Annotated in this window: 21 protein-coding genes; 17 read left to right on the forward strand and 4 right to left on the reverse strand. The window is 33.4% G+C overall.

All coding sequences use genetic code 11. The features are described 5' to 3' along the window. Positions 1 to 2: 2 nt before the first annotated feature. From ACWCL1_RS07105 to tsaD, 4 genes are all read left to right on the forward strand, one after another. Positions 3 to 743 carry an acyl-[acyl-carrier-protein] thioesterase gene (locus tag ACWCL1_RS07105; protein WP_454546243.1) on the forward strand — a complete coding sequence of 247 codons (741 nt, stop codon included), beginning with the start codon at positions 3 to 5 and terminating at the stop codon, positions 741 to 743. A gap of 182 nt (positions 744 to 925) precedes the next feature. Beyond that, positions 926 to 1,657, forward strand: a complete 732-nt coding sequence (gene tsaB, locus ACWCL1_RS07110) for a tRNA (adenosine(37)-N6)-threonylcarbamoyltransferase complex dimerization subunit type 1 TsaB (RefSeq protein ID WP_454546211.1) — start codon at positions 926 to 928, stop codon at positions 1,655 to 1,657. Further along, positions 1,632 to 2,201 carry a ribosomal protein S18-alanine N-acetyltransferase gene (gene rimI / locus ACWCL1_RS07115; RefSeq protein ID WP_454546212.1) on the forward strand — a complete coding sequence of 190 codons (570 nt, stop codon included), beginning with the start codon at positions 1,632 to 1,634 and terminating at the stop codon, positions 2,199 to 2,201. The genes tsaB and rimI overlap by 26 nt, the downstream gene beginning before the upstream one ends. Next, positions 2,202 to 3,230, forward strand: a complete 1,029-nt coding sequence (gene tsaD / locus ACWCL1_RS07120; protein ID WP_454546213.1) for a tRNA (adenosine(37)-N6)-threonylcarbamoyltransferase complex transferase subunit TsaD — start codon at positions 2,202 to 2,204, stop codon at positions 3,228 to 3,230. A 49-nt stretch (positions 3,231 to 3,279) separates the two neighbouring features. On the opposite strand, the gene ACWCL1_RS07125 is transcribed toward tsaD, so the two are convergent. Together ACWCL1_RS07125 and ACWCL1_RS07130 are read right to left on the reverse strand one after the other, a co-directional pair. Then, the gene (locus ACWCL1_RS07125) at positions 3,280 to 5,226 is read right to left on the reverse strand and encodes an ABC-F family ATP-binding cassette domain-containing protein (protein ID WP_454546214.1); all 1,947 of its coding nucleotides are present in this window, start codon (positions 5,224 to 5,226) and stop codon (positions 3,280 to 3,282) included. 22 nt (positions 5,227 to 5,248) lie between these two features. After that, positions 5,249 to 5,890 carry a CPBP family intramembrane glutamic endopeptidase gene (locus ACWCL1_RS07130; RefSeq protein WP_454546215.1) on the reverse strand — a complete coding sequence of 214 codons (642 nt, stop codon included), beginning with the start codon at positions 5,888 to 5,890 and terminating at the stop codon, positions 5,249 to 5,251. 191 nt (positions 5,891 to 6,081) lie between these two features. Between ACWCL1_RS07130 and groES the strand changes: the two genes are divergently transcribed. Then, positions 6,082 to 6,366 (forward strand): co-chaperone GroES, encoded by a 285-nt coding sequence (groES, locus tag ACWCL1_RS07135; protein ID WP_454546216.1) that lies wholly within the window; start codon positions 6,082 to 6,084, stop codon positions 6,364 to 6,366. Positions 6,367 to 6,397: 31 nt separating this feature from the next. Beyond that, a complete protein-coding gene (gene groL, locus ACWCL1_RS07140) occupies positions 6,398 to 8,020 on the forward strand; it encodes a chaperonin GroEL (RefSeq protein ID WP_454546217.1) in 1,623 nt (540 codons plus the stop codon). Between the two features lie 190 nt (positions 8,021 to 8,210). Here groL and ACWCL1_RS07145 read toward each other — a convergent pair whose 3' ends face one another. After that, the gene (locus tag ACWCL1_RS07145) at positions 8,211 to 8,900 is read right to left on the reverse strand and encodes a YjjG family noncanonical pyrimidine nucleotidase (RefSeq protein WP_454546218.1); all 690 of its coding nucleotides are present in this window, start codon (positions 8,898 to 8,900) and stop codon (positions 8,211 to 8,213) included. 180 nt (positions 8,901 to 9,080) lie between these two features. On the opposite strand from ACWCL1_RS07145, the gene ACWCL1_RS07150 reads away from it, so the two are divergent. After that, positions 9,081 to 10,184, forward strand: coding sequence for a glycosyltransferase family 4 protein (locus tag ACWCL1_RS07150; protein ID WP_454546219.1), 1,104 nt, complete (start codon positions 9,081 to 9,083; stop codon positions 10,182 to 10,184). A gap of 35 nt (positions 10,185 to 10,219) precedes the next feature. On the opposite strand, the gene ACWCL1_RS07155 is transcribed toward ACWCL1_RS07150, so the two are convergent. Next, positions 10,220 to 10,855 carry a YigZ family protein gene (locus tag ACWCL1_RS07155; RefSeq protein ID WP_454546220.1) on the reverse strand — a complete coding sequence of 212 codons (636 nt, stop codon included), beginning with the start codon at positions 10,853 to 10,855 and terminating at the stop codon, positions 10,220 to 10,222. Positions 10,856 to 10,923: 68 nt separating this feature from the next. Here ACWCL1_RS07155 and ACWCL1_RS07160 point away from each other — a divergent pair, with 68 nt between their 5' ends. The 10 genes from ACWCL1_RS07160 (at position 10,924) to hprK (ending at position 20,233) form a co-directional block, all read left to right on the forward strand. Continuing rightward, positions 10,924 to 11,634 (forward strand): DEAD/DEAH box helicase family protein, encoded by a 711-nt coding sequence (locus ACWCL1_RS07160; RefSeq protein ID WP_454546221.1) that lies wholly within the window; start codon positions 10,924 to 10,926, stop codon positions 11,632 to 11,634. Continuing rightward, entirely contained in the window at positions 11,612 to 12,256 is a 645-nt protein-coding gene (locus ACWCL1_RS07165) for a helicase-related protein (protein WP_454546222.1), read from the forward strand. The genes ACWCL1_RS07160 and ACWCL1_RS07165 overlap by 23 nt, the downstream gene beginning before the upstream one ends. Next, positions 12,249 to 12,938: a ComF family protein gene (locus ACWCL1_RS07170; protein WP_454546223.1), complete on the forward strand. Its 690-nt coding sequence runs from the start codon at positions 12,249 to 12,251 to the stop codon at positions 12,936 to 12,938. The genes ACWCL1_RS07165 and ACWCL1_RS07170 overlap by 8 nt, the downstream gene beginning before the upstream one ends. A 149-nt stretch (positions 12,939 to 13,087) precedes the next feature. After that, a complete protein-coding gene (gene hpf / locus ACWCL1_RS07175; protein ID WP_454546224.1) occupies positions 13,088 to 13,636 on the forward strand; it encodes a ribosome hibernation-promoting factor, HPF/YfiA family in 549 nt (182 codons plus the stop codon). A gap of 202 nt (positions 13,637 to 13,838) precedes the next feature. Next, complete coding sequence (gene secA / locus ACWCL1_RS07180) at positions 13,839 to 16,202, forward strand: preprotein translocase subunit SecA (RefSeq protein ID WP_454546225.1); 2,364 nt, start codon at positions 13,839 to 13,841, stop codon at positions 16,200 to 16,202. Between the two features lie 99 nt (positions 16,203 to 16,301). Beyond that, positions 16,302 to 17,421 (forward strand): peptide chain release factor 2 gene (gene prfB, locus ACWCL1_RS07185; protein WP_454546226.1). Its coding sequence is split into 2 segments (ribosomal slippage): positions 16,302 to 16,373 and positions 16,375 to 17,421, totalling 1,119 coding nucleotides; the frame shifts between segments, so codons are not numbered across the junction. An 18-nt stretch (positions 17,422 to 17,439) separates the two neighbouring features. After that, on the forward strand, positions 17,440 to 18,534 hold the full coding sequence (locus ACWCL1_RS07190) for a PDZ domain-containing protein (RefSeq protein WP_454546227.1): 1,095 nt from the start codon (positions 17,440 to 17,442) through the stop codon (positions 18,532 to 18,534). Between the two features lie 15 nt (positions 18,535 to 18,549). Further along, positions 18,550 to 18,870, forward strand: coding sequence for a PspC domain-containing protein (locus tag ACWCL1_RS07195; RefSeq protein WP_454546228.1), 321 nt, complete (start codon positions 18,550 to 18,552; stop codon positions 18,868 to 18,870). A 13-nt stretch (positions 18,871 to 18,883) separates the two neighbouring features. Beyond that, entirely contained in the window at positions 18,884 to 19,228 is a 345-nt protein-coding gene (locus ACWCL1_RS07200) for a phage holin family protein (protein WP_454546229.1), read from the forward strand. A gap of 66 nt (positions 19,229 to 19,294) precedes the next feature. Continuing rightward, complete coding sequence (hprK, locus tag ACWCL1_RS07205; RefSeq protein ID WP_454546230.1) at positions 19,295 to 20,233, forward strand: HPr(Ser) kinase/phosphatase; 939 nt, start codon at positions 19,295 to 19,297, stop codon at positions 20,231 to 20,233. Positions 20,234 to 20,236: the final 3 nt, after the last annotated feature.

The raw sequence follows: 20,236 nt of genomic DNA on the forward strand, positions 1-20,236 counted from the left end.
TGATGCCAGGAAAAGCATATACGGAGGAACATGAAGTTGTTTATTATGAAACCAATGTAACGGGGCATTTAAATATTGGCAATTTAGTTGATTTATGTATGTTAGTATCTACTGATCAAAGTAGGAAACTAGGAATTTCAACTGAAAAACTAGATGAAATGGGTTATGGATGGATTGTAACTCAAAATATTATCGACATAAAACGTTTACCAGTCGATCATGAAAAAATCAAGATAACAACAGTTGCTAAGTCATACAACCGTTATTTTTGTTATCGTGATTTTTACATGCAAGATGAAAATGATGAAGAAATCGTGCATATGCATACAGTTTTTTCTTTGATGGATAAAAGTAAACGTAAAATTGTACGCATCAAAGAAGAAATTGTGGGTCCATATGAAGGAGATTATACAACTAAATTAGAACGACTAGAAACCCCTACTCAAATTAAACGCATTGATTTTAATAAAAAGTATCGGGTACGTTTTACAGATATTGATAGTAATCAACATGTTAATAATATTCATTATTTTGAATGGATGTTAGATACTTTACCTAAAGATTTCTTAATAACCCACGAAGTTAAGCATTTGAATGTAATGTATAAAAATGAAGTGCGTTATGGTGAAGTAGTTGATAGTAATACACAGCTACTTGAAGATGAGCAAAAAACGCATCATGAAATTAAAGTTAGTGACAAAATTAGTTGTATTGCAGATGTGCAATGGCAAGCAATTAAATAATTTTGTAAAATTTCAAGAGACTGTGACTCAAGTTGCAGTCTTATTTCTTTGTCACGCTTGTTTAAATGTTTTTGTCGCACCTTTTATTCAAGTAAAATAAATTAATTAGCTTATAATAGTTGTCAATTTTTTTAAGTGTGTTATTATGTTTATGATTTTTAATTAATGAGGAAAAATAAAAAATGAAAGTATTAGCAATTGATACATCTAATCGGCCACTAAGTGTTGCAGTTTTAGATGATGATAACTTATTAGTAACAAAAACAACCAATGTTTCATATAATCATAGCGTAACGTTGATGCCAATTGTTGCTGAACTTTTAAAAGAAAGTAACTTAACGCCAGCACAAATTGATCGGCTTGTGGTTGCACAAGGACCTGGATCTTATACTGGATTACGTATTGGAGTGACAGCAGCAAAAACTTTAGCAAGTACGTTAAATAAAGAATTAGTAGGAGTATCAAGTTTAAAATTAGTTGCTGCTAACATTTATCCCCGGAAAAAAATTTTAATTGTACCATATTTTGATGCTCGTAATGGAAATGTGTTTGCGGGTGGTTATGTATGGGATAAGGGCACATTGGTTAATCGAATTGAAGATCAACACATTAGTTTTGAAAAATTAGTAGATAATTTAGTTTCTGAAAATAAACCAGTGATTTTTGTTGGAATTCGCAAAGCAGAATTTGAACAAAGTGCACAAGCAAAATTAGACTCACAATTTGAATTTGCTGATTTAAATTATCAAATGCCTCAGGCCGTTATTTTAGGACGTTTAGGACAAAAGGAAGAGCCAAGTGATGCGGATACATTTGTTCCGCAATATCGTCGATTAACACAAGCAGAATTACAATGGATGGAAAAACATCCGGAGGAGAAAAATCATCATGGAAACTATGTTGAAAAAGTTTAAATCAAAAATCCAGCATATTCTTGGAAACAGTGCAGATGCAGATCCGTTTGGGTTTGAAAATCAAAATATCGAGTTAAATGGACAAAATTATTTATTTTGTCGGGCGGTTGTTTCAACGATTCCGGAATTATTAGCAGTTGAACGAGCAGTTTATAATGGTAAAACTCCGATCGATTATGAAACATTTGAGAAACAGTTGAAAAAAACATCTCAAAATTTAGTTTTATTAGTTCGTTATGAAGATCGAGTAGTTGCTTATATTGCATGCGATTACTCTCATTCAGAAGCACGCATTACTGATATTGCAATTATGCCTCGTTTTCAAAAAAGAGGGATTGCTAAAAAAATGTTGCAAATTATCATTGGGATTGCCAAAAAACTTCATCGAAAACGAATTGTACTTGATGTACGTCAAAGTAACTTAGAAGGACAAAAATTTTATAAAGATTTAGGTTTTAAAGAAGAACGCGTAAAACATCGGTATTTTGCTGATACTAATGAAGATGCGTATCAATATGGATATACATTTAAAGGTGAGAAGTAAATGGAAGAAAAACGAATTTTGATTTTAGCATTTGAAACTAGTTGTGATGAAACCAGTGTGGCTGTAATTGAAGATGGTTATAAAATTTTATCAAATGTAGTTGCAACTCAAATTAAAAGTCATCAACGTTTTGGAGGAGTAGTTCCCGAAGTAGCTAGTCGGCATCATATTGAAGTAATTACTTATTGCATTGAGGATGCTTTAAAAGATGCCCATGTAACTTATGACGATTTAACGGCAGTAGCAGTTACTTATGGCCCTGGATTAGTGGGCTCACTTTTAATTGGGGTAACAGCAGCTAAAGCAGTTGCTTTTGCCCATAATTTACCTTTAATTCCGGTAAATCACATGGCAGGCCATATTTACGCTGCTCGTTTTGTTGATGAAATTAAGTTTCCAGCACTTGCTTTACTAGTTTCGGGTGGACATACTGAATTAGTTTATATGCCAGCTGAAAATCAGTTTGAAATTATTGGCGAAACGCGTGATGACGCTGCTGGAGAAGCATTTGATAAAGTGGGACGGGTTTTAGGAATTAATTATCCTGCTGGAAAAGAAATTGATGAATTAGCTCATCAAGGAAAAGATATTTTTCATTTCCCACGTGCAATGGAAAATGAAGATAATTTTGATTTTAGTTTTAGTGGACTAAAAAGTGCATTTATCAATACTGTTCACCATGCTGATCAGATAGGCGAAACTCTTGACAAAAAAGATTTAGCAAGTAGCTTTGAAGCTAGTGTAGTGGATGTTTTAGCTGAAAAAACAGTTAAGGCACTTGAAAAATATCCAGCTAAACAGTTAATTTTAGCAGGTGGAGTTGCGGCTAATCGGGGATTACGTGAACGATTAGATCAAGAACTAAAGCAATTTCCAAATGTGCAATTATTAAAAGCTCCCCTTAAACTTTGTGGTGATAATGCAGCAATGATCGGGGCTGCCGGTTATGTAGCATATAAACATCACGTGTTTGCAGATTTAAGTTTAAATGCAAATCCAAGTTTAGAATTTGAATGGATTAAAGATTAATTCACAAAAAAGAGGCATTCAATCCTTAAAAAGATTGAATACCTCTTTTTTATTCAAACTCTTCTAACTCAAGAAGTTTATTTTCCCATGCCTCTTCATTTTTGCTCAATTGATTTGTCGTTTCGGTTAATTGTGCTTGAAGTTGTTGCATTTTAGTTAAATCATTAAAAACATCAGGTTGAGTCATTTGATGTTCAATGCTTTTTTTTTGTTCTTCAAGAGTAGAAATAAGTTCTTCTAATTTATCAGCTTCACGTTGAAGTTTGCGTAATTTACGTTGTTGTTCCTTACTTTGTTGATAATTTAACTTACCATTTGAAATAGTTGAAGTTTCTTGAGAAAGATTATTTTCTTCTTGCTGAGCTTGAGCAAGCATTTCTTGTTCTTCTTTTTTGGTAAGATAATAGTCATAATTTCCAAGGTATTCAGTACTACCAGTAGGGGAAATTTCAATAATTTTAGTCGCAACTTTATTAATAAAGTACCGATCATGTGAAACAAATAGAATAGTGCCATTAAAGTTTAGCAAGGCATTTTCTAGGACTTCTTTGCTTTCAATATCTAAATGGTTAGTGGGTTCGTCTAAGATTAAGAAATTATCATGTTGCATTGCAAGTTTAGTTAATAATAAACGTGCCTTTTCTCCGCCAGATAAACTGTGAACCATTTTTTGAACCGCATCACCTTGAAATAAGAAACTTCCTAAAATGGAACGAATGTCCTTTTCTAAAGTAGTTGGATGATCATCCCAAACTTCATTTAAAACCGTTTTATTAGGATGAAGGTTTTGTTGTTCTTGATCATAATAGCCAACTTGAACGTTTGTTCCTAAATGCGCAGTTCCTTTAATCAAAGGAAGTTTACCTAAGATACTCTTTAAAAGGGTAGATTTTCCAACTCCATTAGGGCCTACAATTGCTAAAACTTTATGTTTACGAAGTTCAAAATTAATTGGTTCTGCAAGGACTTGGTGATCATATCCAATTGCTGCATCTTCAACTTTTAAAACGACATCCCCACTTTCTTGTTGACTTGTAAATTGAAAACGAGGACCTTTCTCATCTTCTTCTGGGCGACTTAATCGTTTCATTTTTTCAAGTTGTTTACGTTTACTTTGAGCTCGTTTAGTAGTAGAAGCACGGACTAAATTTTTGTTAACAAATTCTTCTAAGTGGGCGATTTCAGCTTGTTGTTTTTGGTAGGATTTCCACTGTGATTTTAAGCGGACCTCCTTTTCTTTAATATAATCAGTGTAATTTCCAGTATAGTGACTTGAATGTTGGTGACTAATTTCAACAACTTCATTGACAACACGATCAAGGAAATACCGATCATGAGAAACAACCAGTAAAGCTCCAGTATAATTTTGAATATAACTTTCAAGCCATGTTAAAGTGTCAATATCTAAGTGATTAGTCGGTTCGTCTAAAATCAATAAATCCCGTTTTTCAAGTAATAGTTTAGCAAGTGCTAACCGTGTTTTTTGCCCACCTGAAAGTGAAGCAATTGAGCGCTTAAAGTCAGTTTCTTCAAATCCTAATCCACGCAAAACAGCTTTAATTTCATTTTGATATCCATAACCATTTTTTTCTTGAAAATCATGCATTAACTGATCATATTGTTTTAATAATTGTTGGTAATTATTAGTAGAGTGATCAATATTAGTTGCAGAAATCTGATTTTCGAGTTTATGAATTTGGTTTTCCATTTGAATTAATGGTTGAAAAACACTTTCCATTTCATTATAAATTGAGTTTTGAGACTCTAAACCAGTATTTTGAGCAAGGTAACCAATCGATAGTCCTTTTTTCTTAATAATTTGGCCTTCACTTGGTTCTTGATCGCCCATAATCATTTTGATTAAGGTTGATTTGCCAGCTCCATTCCGTCCGACTAAGGCAATTCGTGAATGGTCTTGAATATCAAGGTTAACATTTTCGAATAAAACATCGGCGCCAAAATGACGACTAACATTTTGGGCTTGTAATAACAACATAATTATGCTCCTTTCATGTAAATTATCTTAAACCAAAGAAAAGTAAAATAATCAAGTTCATTCCACCATGTGCAATCATAGGTGCTTTTAAATCGTGTGCTTTTGCATAGATCCATTCTAAAATACATCCCATTACAAAATAAATTAAAAAATGACCATCATGATGTGCAAGGGCAAATAAAATACTTGAAAAGATCGCAGCAATGATTGGCTTGAAATAGTAGGTTAGATTGCCAAAAAAAACTTTTCTAAAAATTAATTCTTCAATAATTGGTGCTGCCACCACGATATTTAGGAGATAAATCGGTGAATTTTTAAAAATAGTAATTAATTGGGTAGTATTTTGTGAGATCATGTTTTGCTTAAATACTAAGTGAGTAATGAGCATGCAAAGAATTTGACCAATAAAAACTAATCCAATTCCGCCTAATCCCCAAAGAAGAATTTTTTTGAAATTTTGCTTTGATTTAGGTTGTTCAATTATATTAGTATAACTAAATTTTTGATTTACCCATAAAAGTAACCCGGCTCCAAGTAAGCCAATGATGGTTAAAATTAAATAGAGAAATTTGGATGACCAGAAAAGTTTCTGGGTAATTATTTGAACAAGTAAATACGCTAGGTATCCAATTAAAATTGAGAGTGAATTTTTCTCAATTGCCATTCTAACAGCCTCTTTCATACACTAATTTATCAATATTGTAGCATGTTTTTAGTAATTTTCGAAATTTGATTAGCACTCGAGAAGTTAGAGTGATAAAAAATGCTTGCATTTTTTGGACAAGGTGAGTATAGTAATAATTGTAATCAATTAGCACTTAAATTAATCGAGTGCTAAAAATGGAGGGATTTATTGTGCTTAAACCATTAGGAGACCGTGTAGTCTTAAAAGTTGAAAAAGAAAAAGAAGAAACAGTCGGAGGGATTGTTTTAGCAAGTAATGCTAAAGAAAAGCCTCAAACAGGTGTAGTTGTTGCTGTTGGCGATGGTAAAACATTGGATAATGGTACAAAGGCTGTTCCTAGTGTAAAAGTTGACGATAAAGTCTTATTCGATAAATATGCTGGTACAGAAGTTAAATATGATGGGGAAGATTATTTAATTGTACGTGGTAGTGACATCATGGCAATTGTAGAATAATAAAAAAATAACTTTTTTGAGGTGATATTTTATGGCAAAAGAAATCAAGTTTTCAGAAGATGCACGTGCGAAAATGCTTGCAGGTGTAGATAAATTAGCTAATACAGTAAAATCAACAATCGGTCCTAAGGGTCGTAATGTTGTGTTAGAACAATCATTTGGTGCTCCTACGATCACAAATGATGGGGTAACAATTGCAAAGGCAATTGAATTGGAAGATCATTTTGAAAATATGGGTGCTAAATTAGTTGCAGAAGTTGCTTCAAAAACAAATGATATTGCTGGTGATGGAACAACTACAGCGACAGTATTAACTCAAGCAATTGTAAATGAAGGTATGAAAAATGTAACTGCAGGTGCTAACCCTGTAGGCATTCGTAAAGGAATTGAAGAAGCTACAAAGACAGCTGTTAAAGCTTTACACAAGATGTCACACAAGGTTGAATCAAAGAGTGATATCCAACAAATTGCAGCGATTTCAGCAGCCAATGAAGAAGTTGGTAAATTTATTGCTGATGCGATGGAAAAAGTTGGTAACGATGGTGTAATCACAGTTGAAGAATCAAAAGGAATTGATACTTCATTAGATGTTGTAGAAGGTATGCAATTTGATCGTGGTTACTTATCACAATACATGGTAACTGATGAAGATAAAATGGAAGCTGACTTAGATAATCCATACATCTTGATTACAGACAAGAAGATCTCAAACATTCAAGAAGTATTACCATTATTGCAATCAATCGTTCAACAAGGTCGTCCATTATTGATCATTGCTGACGATATTGATGGTGAGGCATTACCAACATTGGTATTAAACAAGATCCGGGGAACATTTAACGTAGTTGCTGTTAAGGCTCCTGGCTTTGGTGATCGTCGTAAAGAAATGTTGCAAGATATCGCAATCTTAACTGGTGCAACTGTAATTACAGATGACCTTGGCTTACAGTTGAAAGATACAACTATTGATCAATTAGGTTCAGCTGCTAAGGTAACTGTTACAAAGGAAAATACAACAATTGTTGAAGGTGCTGGCGACAAGAGCAAGATTGAAGAACGGGTTGCTCAAATTAAGAGTCAAATTGCAGATGCAACTTCAGACTTTGACAAAGAAAAGATGCAAGAACGTTTAGCTAAATTAGCTGGTGGAGTTGCAGTAATCAAAGTTGGTGCTGCAACTGAGACAGAATTAAAAGAACAAAAATATCGGATTGAAGATGCCTTGAATGCTACACGTGCTGCCGTTGAAGAAGGCTTTGTTCCTGGTGGTGGTACTGCATTAGTAAATGTAATTGGCGATGTTGCTGCATTAGAAGCTGATGGTGATATCCAAACAGGAATCAACATTGTAAAACGTGCTTTAGAAGAACCAGTTCGTCAAATTGCTGAAAATGCTGGTTTAGAAGGTTCTGTAATTGTTGAAAAACTTAAAGAACAAAAAGCAGGCATAGGTTACAATGCTTATGCTGACAAGTGGGAAGACATGGTTAAAGCAGGAATTGTTGACCCAACTAAAGTTACACGTTCAGCACTTCAAAATGCTGCTTCAGTATCAGCATTATTATTAACAACAGAAGCAGTTGTTGCTGATAAACCTGAAGAAAAGAAAGATGCTGCTCCACAACCAGACGCTGGCATGGGCGGTATGATGTAATCAAATCGAATCAAATTAAAAAGACTGTAACTTGCGTTACAGTCTTTTTTGATGTTCGTTTAGTTTTTGTCGCAATTGGGTTCCAAAAGCAACAAACTAAACATGAGTCTGAAACGCTTTGGATGACTTCACATCCATGCGCATTTCTAGCTTATGCACGTTTGTTTAAGTGCTTTTGTCACACCTTGTTTTAAATGATTTCTTCAATTTGAAGAAGATCATCAATTTCATATGTGGGAGAAAAACTAGTTGAGTTAGTTAAATGATGTGGATTAAACCAAATAGTCTTAATTCCTGCATTAATTCCACCTTGAATGTCAGATGTTAGTGAATCACCAATCATTAATGTATGTGCTTTGTTATAGTTATCAAGATGATTTTCAACGTAGTCAAAAAAGGCTACTTGTGGTTTAGAAGCTCCAATTTGTTCAGAAATGAAAAGTTGATCAAATTTTGTAATCAAATTAGAATCTGTAAGCCGTTTAATTTGAGTTTGAGCAACACCATTAGTAGCAACTTCTAAACGAATGTTTTGTTGAACTAGATTAGTGATCAATTGAGGAGCATGTTCGATGGGATCATGTCCTTCACTTAAAAAGGAAATATATTTTTCAGTAAGATTTAATTCATGAACATCTAAATTAAATTGATCCATAAAAAAGGTATTAAAACGTTTAGCAAATAGTTCATCCCGACTGATTTCTCCTCGTTCTAATTGTTGCCAAAGTTGCTGATTAAATTTTGAGTAATCTTCTTTGATTGCAGGGGTTAATTCAATGGGAGTTAAGGAGAATAATTTTTGGAGTGCTTGGTCTTCATCGGAATCAAAGTCTAGGATAGTATTATCAATATCAAATAACAATGTATCAAAATTGTGCATTTCAATTCACTTCCTCAATATTTTTCATGATATAAGATTATCATATGTAACATAATAATGAAAAAAGACTGAAAATTCATTGGCATTTTTGGCAAACAATCCCATTTTTTAGTTAAATATGATATGATAGCAATTAGTATGATGGCATTATCATTAATGCGCACAGAAAGAGGACAATTTATGTATAAAATTTTTGCGTCTTTATTCGCAACAATTTTAATCTCTGCATTGTTAGTACCTTTTGTTAGGTATTTGGCTTTTAAAATCGGGGCGGTTGATAAGCCCAATGCACGGCGAATAAATAAAAGAATAATGCCGACAATGGGCGGTTTAGCAATTTTTATTGCTTTTAATTTTACAAATTTCGTACTTTTAAGAAGTCAGTATCCGATGAAGCAACTAATTGCACTATTTGTGGCACAATGTATAATTATTGCTACGGGAGTAATTGACGATATTTATGAGTTGAAACCATATCAAAAATTAATTGGGATTACTGCGGCAGCCTTAATTGTATATTATGCCGCGCATGTGCGAATGACTACACTGACGCTTCCTTTTATTGGAACCGTTAATTTAGGAATTTTAAGTTTACCAATAACGTTAATTTGGATTTTAGCAATCACGAATGCAATTAACTTAATTGATGGGTTGGATGGATTAGCAACTGGAATAGCAATTATTGCGCTGACAACAAGTGCACTAACTGGATACTTCTTTTTAAATGTTACAAATACATTTATTTCAATTATGATGTTTACCTTGGTGGCAGCATTAATTGGATTTTTACCATATAACTTTTATCCTGCTACAATTTATTTAGGCGATACCGGCTCATTATTTATTGGTTTTATGATTTCGGTATTTGCATTGTTTGGTTTGAAAAATGCGACTTTTATTTCAATTATTATTCCAGTGATTATTTTAGGGGTTCCAATCACTGATACAGTTTATGCAATTATTCGGCGGGCAGTTAATAAAAAGCCGATTATGAAACCTGATAAGCATCATTTACACCATCGCTTATTGCAAATGGGATTAACTCATCGGCAAACAGTATTAGTGATTTATGGCATTGCTTTGATTTTCTCATTTATTTCATTACTTTATCCACTTTCAAATATTTTAGGATCCGTTTTACTAACAATTGCCACTCTTTTTGGATTAGAGATTTTTGTTGAGGTAATTGGATTAGTGGGATCAGGTAAACAACCTTTATTGAATTTAATTAAAAAAGTGGTTTTAATGGTTGCTGAAAATCATAATCAAGAAAATAAAAAATAAATAAAACAGGTCATGCTAACATGACCTGTTTTATTTTACTTTACTTCAACATCTGCATAACTTTCTTTACCAATGCGCAGTTCAATTGGTTTATTAAAGTATTCTTTGAACTGTTGGTGAAATTCATTGATATTATTTTTGGATAGAAGAATTGAAACAACTACATTTTCTGCATAACTAACATTATCAATTGGAATTTGGTGTTGTTCTAAAAAGTATTTGGCTTTTTCAAAATCAGCATAACTTAAATTAAAAGAAACTTGATTCATTACAACATGATTAACAATCCCAATTTGTTTGATTGCATTTGCAGTTGTTCCATTATAAGCCCGAATCAATCCACCAGTTCCTAATTTTATTCCACCAAAATATCGGGTAACGACTGCAGTAATATTGTGAATTTTATTTTGCTTTAGTGCATTTAAAATTGGTACGCCAGCGGTTCCTGAAGGTTCACCGTTATCACTTGCACGTTGGATTTCATCACGCATTCCTAAAAGATAAGCATAACAGTTATGGGTCGCTTTACTATGTTTACGAGAAATTTCTTCAATGAAATCATTTGCTTCTTGTTCACTGTTAGTTCGCTTAATTGAGCAAATGAATTCGGATTTTTTGATAACTTCGGTATAAGAACCGTCTTTTTTAATTGTTAGATAATTTTCTTTCATAAATCCTCCTTGTAATTCCCTTCAAAAAAAGCAATAAAATGCGTATATAAATAGTGGAGGGAAGTATAATGGATGTTTCAAATTTATATGGGCGGTTGTTTACCGCAAAACAAGTACCGAATAGTACTATTATACAATTAAATTTAACTGGACAAAAAGCAATATCATTAAAAGGAAAGTATGCTATTTGTCATCGCTGCCATTTTAAAAATCTCAAAAAAAACGTAAAATTGCCTAATAAAGCATATTACTGTGCAAATTGTATTCAACTTGGCAGACTCACTAGTAAAGATTTTTTGTATCACGTGGATGAGCCCAATGCTTTTGATGTTCCAAATAAAATTTTAACTTGGAAAGGTTGCTTGAATGCTTATCAAAAAAGCTGTTCCACTGAATTAATGCAAAAGGTTGCTCAAAAGCAAGATCATTTAGTATGGGCAGTTACAGGTGCTGGTAAAACGGAGATATTATTTGAGATGTTAGCAGCCAATTTAAAGTTGAAAAAAAGAATTGCGATTGCTACTCCACGAATTGATGTATGTAACGAATTATATCCCCGTTTACAAAGTGCATTTACGCAAATTAAGATTGCGCTTTTGCATGGAGAAAGTTCCCAAAAATATTTTTACAGTCAACTAACGATTTGTACAACTCATCAATTATTGAATTTCTACCATGCTTTTGACATTTTAATCATTGATGAGATTGATTCATTTCCTTTTGTAAAAAATGAAACTTTGCAATTAGCGGCGAAGCGTGCGTGCAAAAAAAGATGCTAGTAAAATTTATTTATCAGCAACTCCTGATGGAAAAACTTTAAGAAAAGTTCAAACTCATCAGTTATCAGCAAGTTATTTACCATTACGTTTTCACAAACACTTGTTAGCAGAGGTTCAGTTTATTTTAGAAGAAAATTTATATGAAAATTTAGCACAGGAAAAATTACCTCAAAAATTAGTGAAACTCATTCAAAAATGGATTGAGGAACAAAGGAGAGTCTTGATTTTTGTTCCTCAAATAAAATACTTACAACCAGTCTTAAAGACTATGCGTAAAATTTTATCTGCCAAAATAAAAGGTGAATCTGTTCATGCAAATGATCCACAAAGAAGTGTCAAAATACAACAATTTCGTTCTTTTGACTTACATTATTTAGTAACGACAACGATTTTAGAACGAGGAGTAACTTTTAGTAACTTAAATTTAACAGTCATTGGAGCGGAAGATCATAATTTTTCATGCTCTTCATTAGTTCAAATTGCAGGTCGAGTTGGACGTGATAAAAAATACCCTAAAGGAGAAGTTTATTTTGTCGTTCATCATTACAATTGGAATGTTAAAGAAGCAGCTGCTCAAATTAAACGATTAAATCAAAAGGCGCGTGATTTATTAAATGAATGAGAAGTGTTTGTTATGCAACCGAAACTTAAATTATAAAGTCGATTTAGAATGGCTATTTTCAGTTGCTAAAATTCAAGAACAATTTATTTGTGAAGATTGCCAAAAACGATTTGTTAAAATTGAAGGACCTACTTGTTTAGGCTGTGGTAAAATTCAAGCTAACTTATGTGCAGATTGTCAAAGATGGCAGCGAAAAAAGAAAAAATTACTTCATAATAAGGCCTTGTATGTTTACCAAAATCAAGCAATGAAGGAATTTTTCAAACAGTATAAGTTCATGGGAAACTACCATTTAAGAAAAATTTTTCAAGCTGAATTTGAAGAGGCTATTCAAAAAAGGTATTCTGCTAAAAAGTGGATCTATGTCCCCATTCCTGTTGACCAAGAGACTGCTCACACGCGAATGTTTAATCAAGTTAAAGGTTTAGTCGAAAACTTGCCATTATGTGAATGTTTAAAAATGCAAGATATGCATAAACGAATTAGACAATCGCATAAAAAGCGTGAAGAACGATTACAAACCAAGCAGCCATTTAAACTTAGTACAAAATTTGAAGTGAAACAGAAAAATATTTTGTTAATTGACGATATTTATACTACAGGACAAACTTTATACCATGCCCAAGAAATCTTTTTAAAAGCTAATGTAAATCAAGTTTGCTCAATGACATTAGGACGTTAATTATTAAGATCAATTTAAATTTATATATTTTTTAAGGCATGTAGCGTTGATATATTTGTTTAATGTATCCTTTTTTATTATAATAATAAGTGAGGAGGAAAGCGCCTCCTTTGAGTAGCAATACTCAGTTGCGAAAGGAGAGTTTTACTATGTTAAAGATTAACGTACGTGGAGAAAATATTGAAGTAACTTCGGCTATTCGGGATTACATTAATAAGAAATTATCAAAATTAAATAAATACTTGGATAAAAATGTAGTGGCAACAGCACATGCCAATTTAAAAACTTATCCAGATAAAACAGCAAAGGTTGAAGTTACTATTCCTCTTCCATACTTAGTTTTAAGAGCAGAAGAAACTTCACCAGATATGTATGGCAGCATTGATTTAGTAACTGATAAATTGATTCGTCAAATCAGAAAACATAAAACTAAAATTAATCGGAAGTCACGTGAAAAAGGTTATGAACATGCAGACTTTGTTGCTGATCCAGAAGATGATCTTGATGAAAAGAAAATTGAAATCGTAAGAACTAAGAACATTGCAGTTAAACCAATGGATAGTGAAGAAGCTATTTTGCAAATGGAAATGTTAGGTCATAATTTCTTTATTTACAAAGATTCAGAAACTAATGATATTAACATTGTATATCGTCGGCGTGATGGCCGCTTTGGTTTAATTGATATTAATGAAGAATAATTTAAAATAAAACTGGTATAATATTGTGGGCAAAAAAGGTTGCAACTTTTGTTGCAACCTTTTCTTTTTGGCATCTTTGATGTTTTTGTAACACCTTAAAAAAAACACGAGAGATTATGTTTAAAAATTATAGGAAAAATGATATGATTAAACTTGGTATATTTTTCAATTAACCAAATGGAACTTTAGAAGGGAATCAGATATGGTTAATATTCTTAAAAAATGGGTTGAAAGTGATAAACGCGAAATTAAACGCCTTGATAAAATAGCAAATCAAGTAGAGGCACATGCAGATGAAATGGAAAATTTAACAGATGAAGAATTAAAGGCTAAAACGCCAGAATTTCAAAAACGTTATCAAAATGGAGAAAGTTTAGATGATATGCTTCCAGAAGCCTTTGCGGTTGCACGGGAAGCTGCAAAACGAGTTTTAGGATTATATCCATACCACGTTCAAATTTTAGGTGGAATTGTTTTACATCAAGGGAATATTGCTGAAATGAAAACTGGTGAAGGAAAAACCTTAACAGCCACAATGCCAGTTTATTTAAATGCACTTTCAGGCGATGGTGTACACGTAGTTACAGTTAACGAATACTTATCAGAACGTGACGCAACTGAAATGGGTGAACTTTATAAATGGCTTGGTTTAACGGTTGGTTTAAATGTTTCAACAATGTCACCAGAAGAAAAACGCGAAGCTTATAATGCAGATATTACTTACTCAACTAATAGTGAGTTAGGATTCGATTATTTGCGTGATAACATGGTTGTTTATAAAGAAGATATGGTTCAACGTCCATTAAATTATGTAATTGTTGATGAGGTTGACTCAATTTTAATTGATGAAGCTCGAACCCCATTGATTATTTCAGGACAAGCAACCGGCTCAACTTCATTATATGTTCGTACAGATCGGTTTGCTAAAACCTTAAAAGAGGATGATGACTTTAACGTTGATTTAGAATCAAAGACAGTTTCATTGACTGAAGAAGGAATTCAAAAAGCTGAAAAATACTTTGGTTTAACAAACTTATTTGATCCAGATAATACCGCTTTAAATCATCATTTAGATAATGCTTTACGGGCTAATTATATTATGATTCGTGACAAAGATTATGTAGTTCAAGATGGCGAAGTTTTAATCGTTGATCAATTTACTGGACGGATCATGGATGGTCGGCGTTATTCTGATGGATTGCATCAAGCAATTGAAGCTAAAGAAAAAGTTAAAATCGAAGAAGAAACTAAGACATTGGCTAACATCACTTATCAAAACTTCTTTCGAATGTACAAGAAGTTAGCGGGGATGACTGGGACAGCGAAAACAGAAGAAGAGGAATTCCGGGAAATTTATAATATGCAAGTTACGGCAATTCCTACTAATAAACCAGTAATTCGTGATGATCGGGCTGATTTACTTTACCCAACATTGAAGAGTAAATTTAATGCCGTTGCTGATGATATCGAACGTCGCCACAAAGCTGGACAACCAGTTTTAGTCGGAACCGTTGCCGTTGAAACTTCTGAATATCTTTCTCAATTATTAGATCAACGGGGCATTCCACATGCTGTTTTGAATGCTAAAAATCACGCTAAAGAAGCTGAAATTGTTGCTAATGCTGGTCAAAAAGGTGCAGTGACAATTGCTACTAACATGGCCGGACGGGGAACTGATATTAAATTAGGACCTGGCGTACGGGACTTAGGTGGACTTGCGGTAATTGGTACTGAACGACACGAATCACGGCGAATCGATAACCAATTAAGAGGACGTTCTGGTCGTCAAGGTGATCCAGGTTTATCCCAATTCTATTTGTCACTTGAAGATGACTTGATGTTGCGTTTTGGTTCTGAAAAGATTAAAGATCTTTTGCAAGGAATGAAGATTGCTGACGATGATGCTGTGATTCAATCAAAAATGATTACTAAGCAAGTTGAATCAGCTCAAAAACGAGTTGAAGGAAATAACTATGATACACGGAAACAAGTTTTACAATATGATGATGTAATGCGTGCTCAACGTGAAGTTATTTATAAACAACGTCAACAAGTAATTCTTGAAGAAAAAACGTTGAAACCAATCATTATGGCAATGGTTAAACGTACAGTTAAACACGTTGTTGAAGTGCATACTCAAGGTGATCGTTCTGAATGGGATCTTGAAGCATTAGCAGAATTTGCTGAAGCTAATATGGTAAAAGAAGGTACAATTTCCGCTAATGATTTAGCAGGGAAAAAGCCTGAAGAAATCAATGAATACTTGATGCAACGTGCTGAAGAAAATTATCAAGAAAAACAAAGTCAATTGAGTGATCCAGCCCAAATGCTTGAATTTGAAAAAGTTGTTATTTTGCGTGTTGTTGATGATCACTGGACAACTCACATTGATGAAATGGATCAATTACGACAATCAATTGGATTGCGTGGCTATGGTCAATTGAATCCATTGGTTGAATATCAATCAGATGGTTATCAAATGTTTGAGCGAATGATTGCTGATATTGAAGCAGATGTAACAAAATTGTTCTTGAAAGCAGAAATTCGGCAAAATATTCGGCGTTAATTAAATTTATTACAAAAGGTCGTAAAAAATGCGACCTTTTGTTTTTTATAAACGGTATTCATGTATAATATAGATATTAAAAGTAAAGGAGCATGTTAAATGGAATTAGCTGATTATCGCAATCAAATAGAAACAATTAACACTCAAATCTCAGATTTTAGGAGGTCTCTTTGACTTAGATAGTCTTGAAGAACAAATTGCTCAAAATGAAGCCACTATGGCACAAGCTTCATTTTGGGATGATGGCAAAAAAGCACAAAAGTTAATTAATGAAAATAATGCTTTAAAAAATAAATATGATAATTTTAATCAATTGGTAAATGCAAGTGAAGAATTAGAAGTTTTGTTTGAACTTGTTCAAGAAGATGAAACGGACCAAGAATTACAGACTGAACTTGAAGAAAAATTAGCAAAAACTAATCGTCAAATGGAAAGTTATCAACTTTCGATGTTATTAAATGGTGAGTATGATCGTAATAATGCAATTGTTGAAATTCATCCTGGTGCAGGTGGCACAGAATCACAAGACTGGGGTTCAATGTTGATGAGAATGTATACTCGCTGGGCACAACAGCATGGGTTTAAGGTTGAAGTTGCTGATTTTCAAGTAGGTGAAGAAGCCGGAATTAAGAGTGTGACCTTGATGATTGAAGGAACCAACGCATATGGTTATTTAAGAAGTGAAAAAGGTGTTCATCGGTTAGTGCGCATTTCACCATTTGATGCTGCGGGGAGACGACATACTTCATTTGCTTCTGTTAATGTCATGCCCGAATTAGATGACACTGTTGAGGTTGAACTTCGCCCAGAAGATGTTAAAATGGAAGTTTTTCGTGCTAGTGGTGCCGGTGGACAACATATTAATAAGACCTCATCAGCGGTTCGATTAATTCATATTCCAACTGGAATTGTGGTTTCAAGTCAAGCACAACGGTCACAATTTCAAAATAAAGCAACTGCTGAAAGCATGTTAAAAGCTAAATTATACCAACTTGAATTAGAAGAAAAGGAACGACAAAAGAAAGCTATTCAAGGTGAACAAATGGATATTGGATGGGGATCTCAAATTAGATCTTATGTCTTTCATCCATATTCAATGGTTAAAGATCACCGCACAAACTATGAAACTGGAAATGTTCAAAGTGTGATGGACGGCGATTTGGATGGTTTTATCAATGCTTATTTACAATGGAAATTACAACAAGAAAATCCACAATAAAATAGAAAGGACCATATGATGGAAATTTTAAAATTGGTTGGACTATTTTTGATTCAACCACTTTTATGGGTTGGAGTGCTTACCAGTGTTTTATTGCATACAATGCGGATTAAAAGTGAGCGGAAAAACTTTCGCATTGCAATTAATAAAGACTGGTATGAACCACGTCATTTTGTAAAAAAAGCCTTAGGATACGGGATTTTGATGTCAATTATTTCAATTGTTCTAGGACTATTTTTACCACGTCAGATGATTGGCATTTATGAACTGCTAGCGATTATAGCGCTTTGTTTTATAAAGTATGTCGACTTAAGTACGATTCCCCTTTATGTTTTAGGAATATTAAATTTGCATTCACCACGAATCTTGTCAGGAATTTTATTGCTGACTGCGATTAATTACTTTGTAAAACAACGCTTAGTTAGCAAAAATGACCAAATTTGGTTTACGCCTCAAGTTAAAGAAGGCAAAAGAGGTAATCGCATTGCCCAATATTATTGGCGGGAAATGACTGTTTTGCCACTTGTAATTTTAATTCCAGGCGAATTAACTCATTACCTTAACTTTTTACCTGTTTTGCATCTCGGAGATGCTCACTTTAGTTTTTTTATCTTGCCATTTTTAGTAGCAAGTGTTGGTCAATTTTTAAAACAAAAATCAGCAGATGTTTTGAAAATTTACCGGAAACAAAATATAATGCTAGTAATTGTAACAGCAGTTAGTGCAGGATTAAATTTACTTTTACCAAAATTAGGAATTGTTTTTTGGTTATTTCCATTAATTTGTGCTATTTGGTTAGCTGTGCGGCGAAAAATCATTGATGAGCAAGCAAAACAATGGTATAGCGAAGTTAATACTGGAATTCGCGTCGTTGCAATTCGTCCTGATACTCCAGCTGCTAAAATGAATTTAGAACCAGGAGACATCATTTTAAATTGTAATGGACGTTTAGTTTCAGATGAAAATCAATTTTATGCTGCACTTCAATTAAATTCAGCATATGTTCATTTGAAAGTGCAAACTTTTACAGGTGACTTGAAAATTACTGAAGGAGCAATTTATAATGATTCTCCACATGAGTTAGGGATTGTGTTATTTAGAAGTAAATATTGATTTGGAGGAAACTAATTGAAAAAGAAGCTTTATCGTTCAAATACACATCGAATTTTATTTGGCGTTTGTGGTGGTTTTGCTGATTATTTTGGAATTAATCCTAAATATGTGCGCATTGGTTATTTAGTTTTTACTTTAATTTGTTCATTTTTCGCCCGGGCACTTCTTTTACCTTTTGGAATTTATTTAATTTTGGCACTTGCATTGCCAGTTAATCCAAATGAAAAAAAAGATAGTTTTAGCTCACTTTTTGAAAATCAAACTAGAACACATTCGTCAAATTCAAATGGACGTAAGGTAATTCGAGACGTTAAAGAAAAAGATATAAAAAAATAAGAAGGGAATTTAAATGGGTTTTTGGAAAAGAGCGATTCTGGATGCATTAATTTTTATTGCAATCGCTGGTTTTTTTCCGCAAATGTTTCATGTTTCAAGTATTTTAATGGCATTTGTGGCAGCGGTAGTTACAGGTCTGTTGAATCGGTTTGTTAAGCCAATTATTGTCTTGTTTTCACTGCCGATCACTATTTTAACCTTCGGCTTGTTTTATATTTGTATTAATGCATTCATGTTACAACTTGCTTCATGGGCACTTTCACCTAATTTTTACTTTAGTAACTTTGGCAGTGCTGTTATTGTAGCGGTAATTATTAGTATTGTTAACATGATTGTTTCAGATTATTTTTCAAAATAGCTAATTTTGAAGATAATAAATGGTACAATAGATTTATAAAAGGGCTTTCAGAAATGAGGAATAGAAGTGAGAAGTGTAACTGTTAAGCAGTTAGTTGATGCTTGTGATCTAACTGTATATTCAGGAGAAGAATTTTTAGAAAAACATCGAATTAAAACAGATGATATTTCGCGTCCCGGTTTAGAGTTGACAGGATATTTTGATTATTATCCCAACGAACGGGTGCAAATTTTTGGGATGACAGAAATTTCCTTTTCAAAACGATTATCAAAAGAAAATCAAGAAAAGGTAATGGCACGACTATGTACTCCCCAAACTCCTTGTTTAGTGGTGGCACGTGATTTGCCAATTCCAGAAGGGATGGCGAAAGCAGCTAGTGAAAAAAATATTCCAATTTTAAGGACTAAATCGCCAACTTCACGAATTGCATCTAAAATTACCTATTATTTACAAGGAAGATTAGCAACACGGCAATCATTGCACGGCGTTTTAGTTGATATTTATGGCTTAGGTGTACTGATTACTGGTGATTCAGGAGTTGGTAAATCTGAAACCGCACTTGATTTAATCAAGCGTGGACACCGGTTAATTGCTGATGATCGGGTTGAAGTTTATAAACAAGATGAAATGACAATTTACGGTGAACCTCCACAAATTTTAACGCACTTACTTGAGATTCGTGGTGTTGGGATTATTGATGTAATGAATTTATATGGCGCCGGAGCAGTCCGTTCACGTGCCCATATTTCACTAATTGTGCATTTGGAAAACTGGAGTAAAGATAAGCAGTTTGATCGGTTAGGTAGCGGTGAAGAACGCCAAGAAATTTTAGGAGTAACGATTCCTAAGATTACAATTCCAGTTAAAGTTGGTAGGAATATGGCGATTATTGTAGAGGCTGCAGCAATGAACTATCGTGCTAAGACAATGGGGTATGATGCCACTAAAAAATTTGATGAGAATTTGAATAACTTGATTCAAGAACATTCATCAGAAGATCAATAAGCG

It is taken from the genome of Ligilactobacillus sp. LYQ135, from assembly GCF_053711055.1.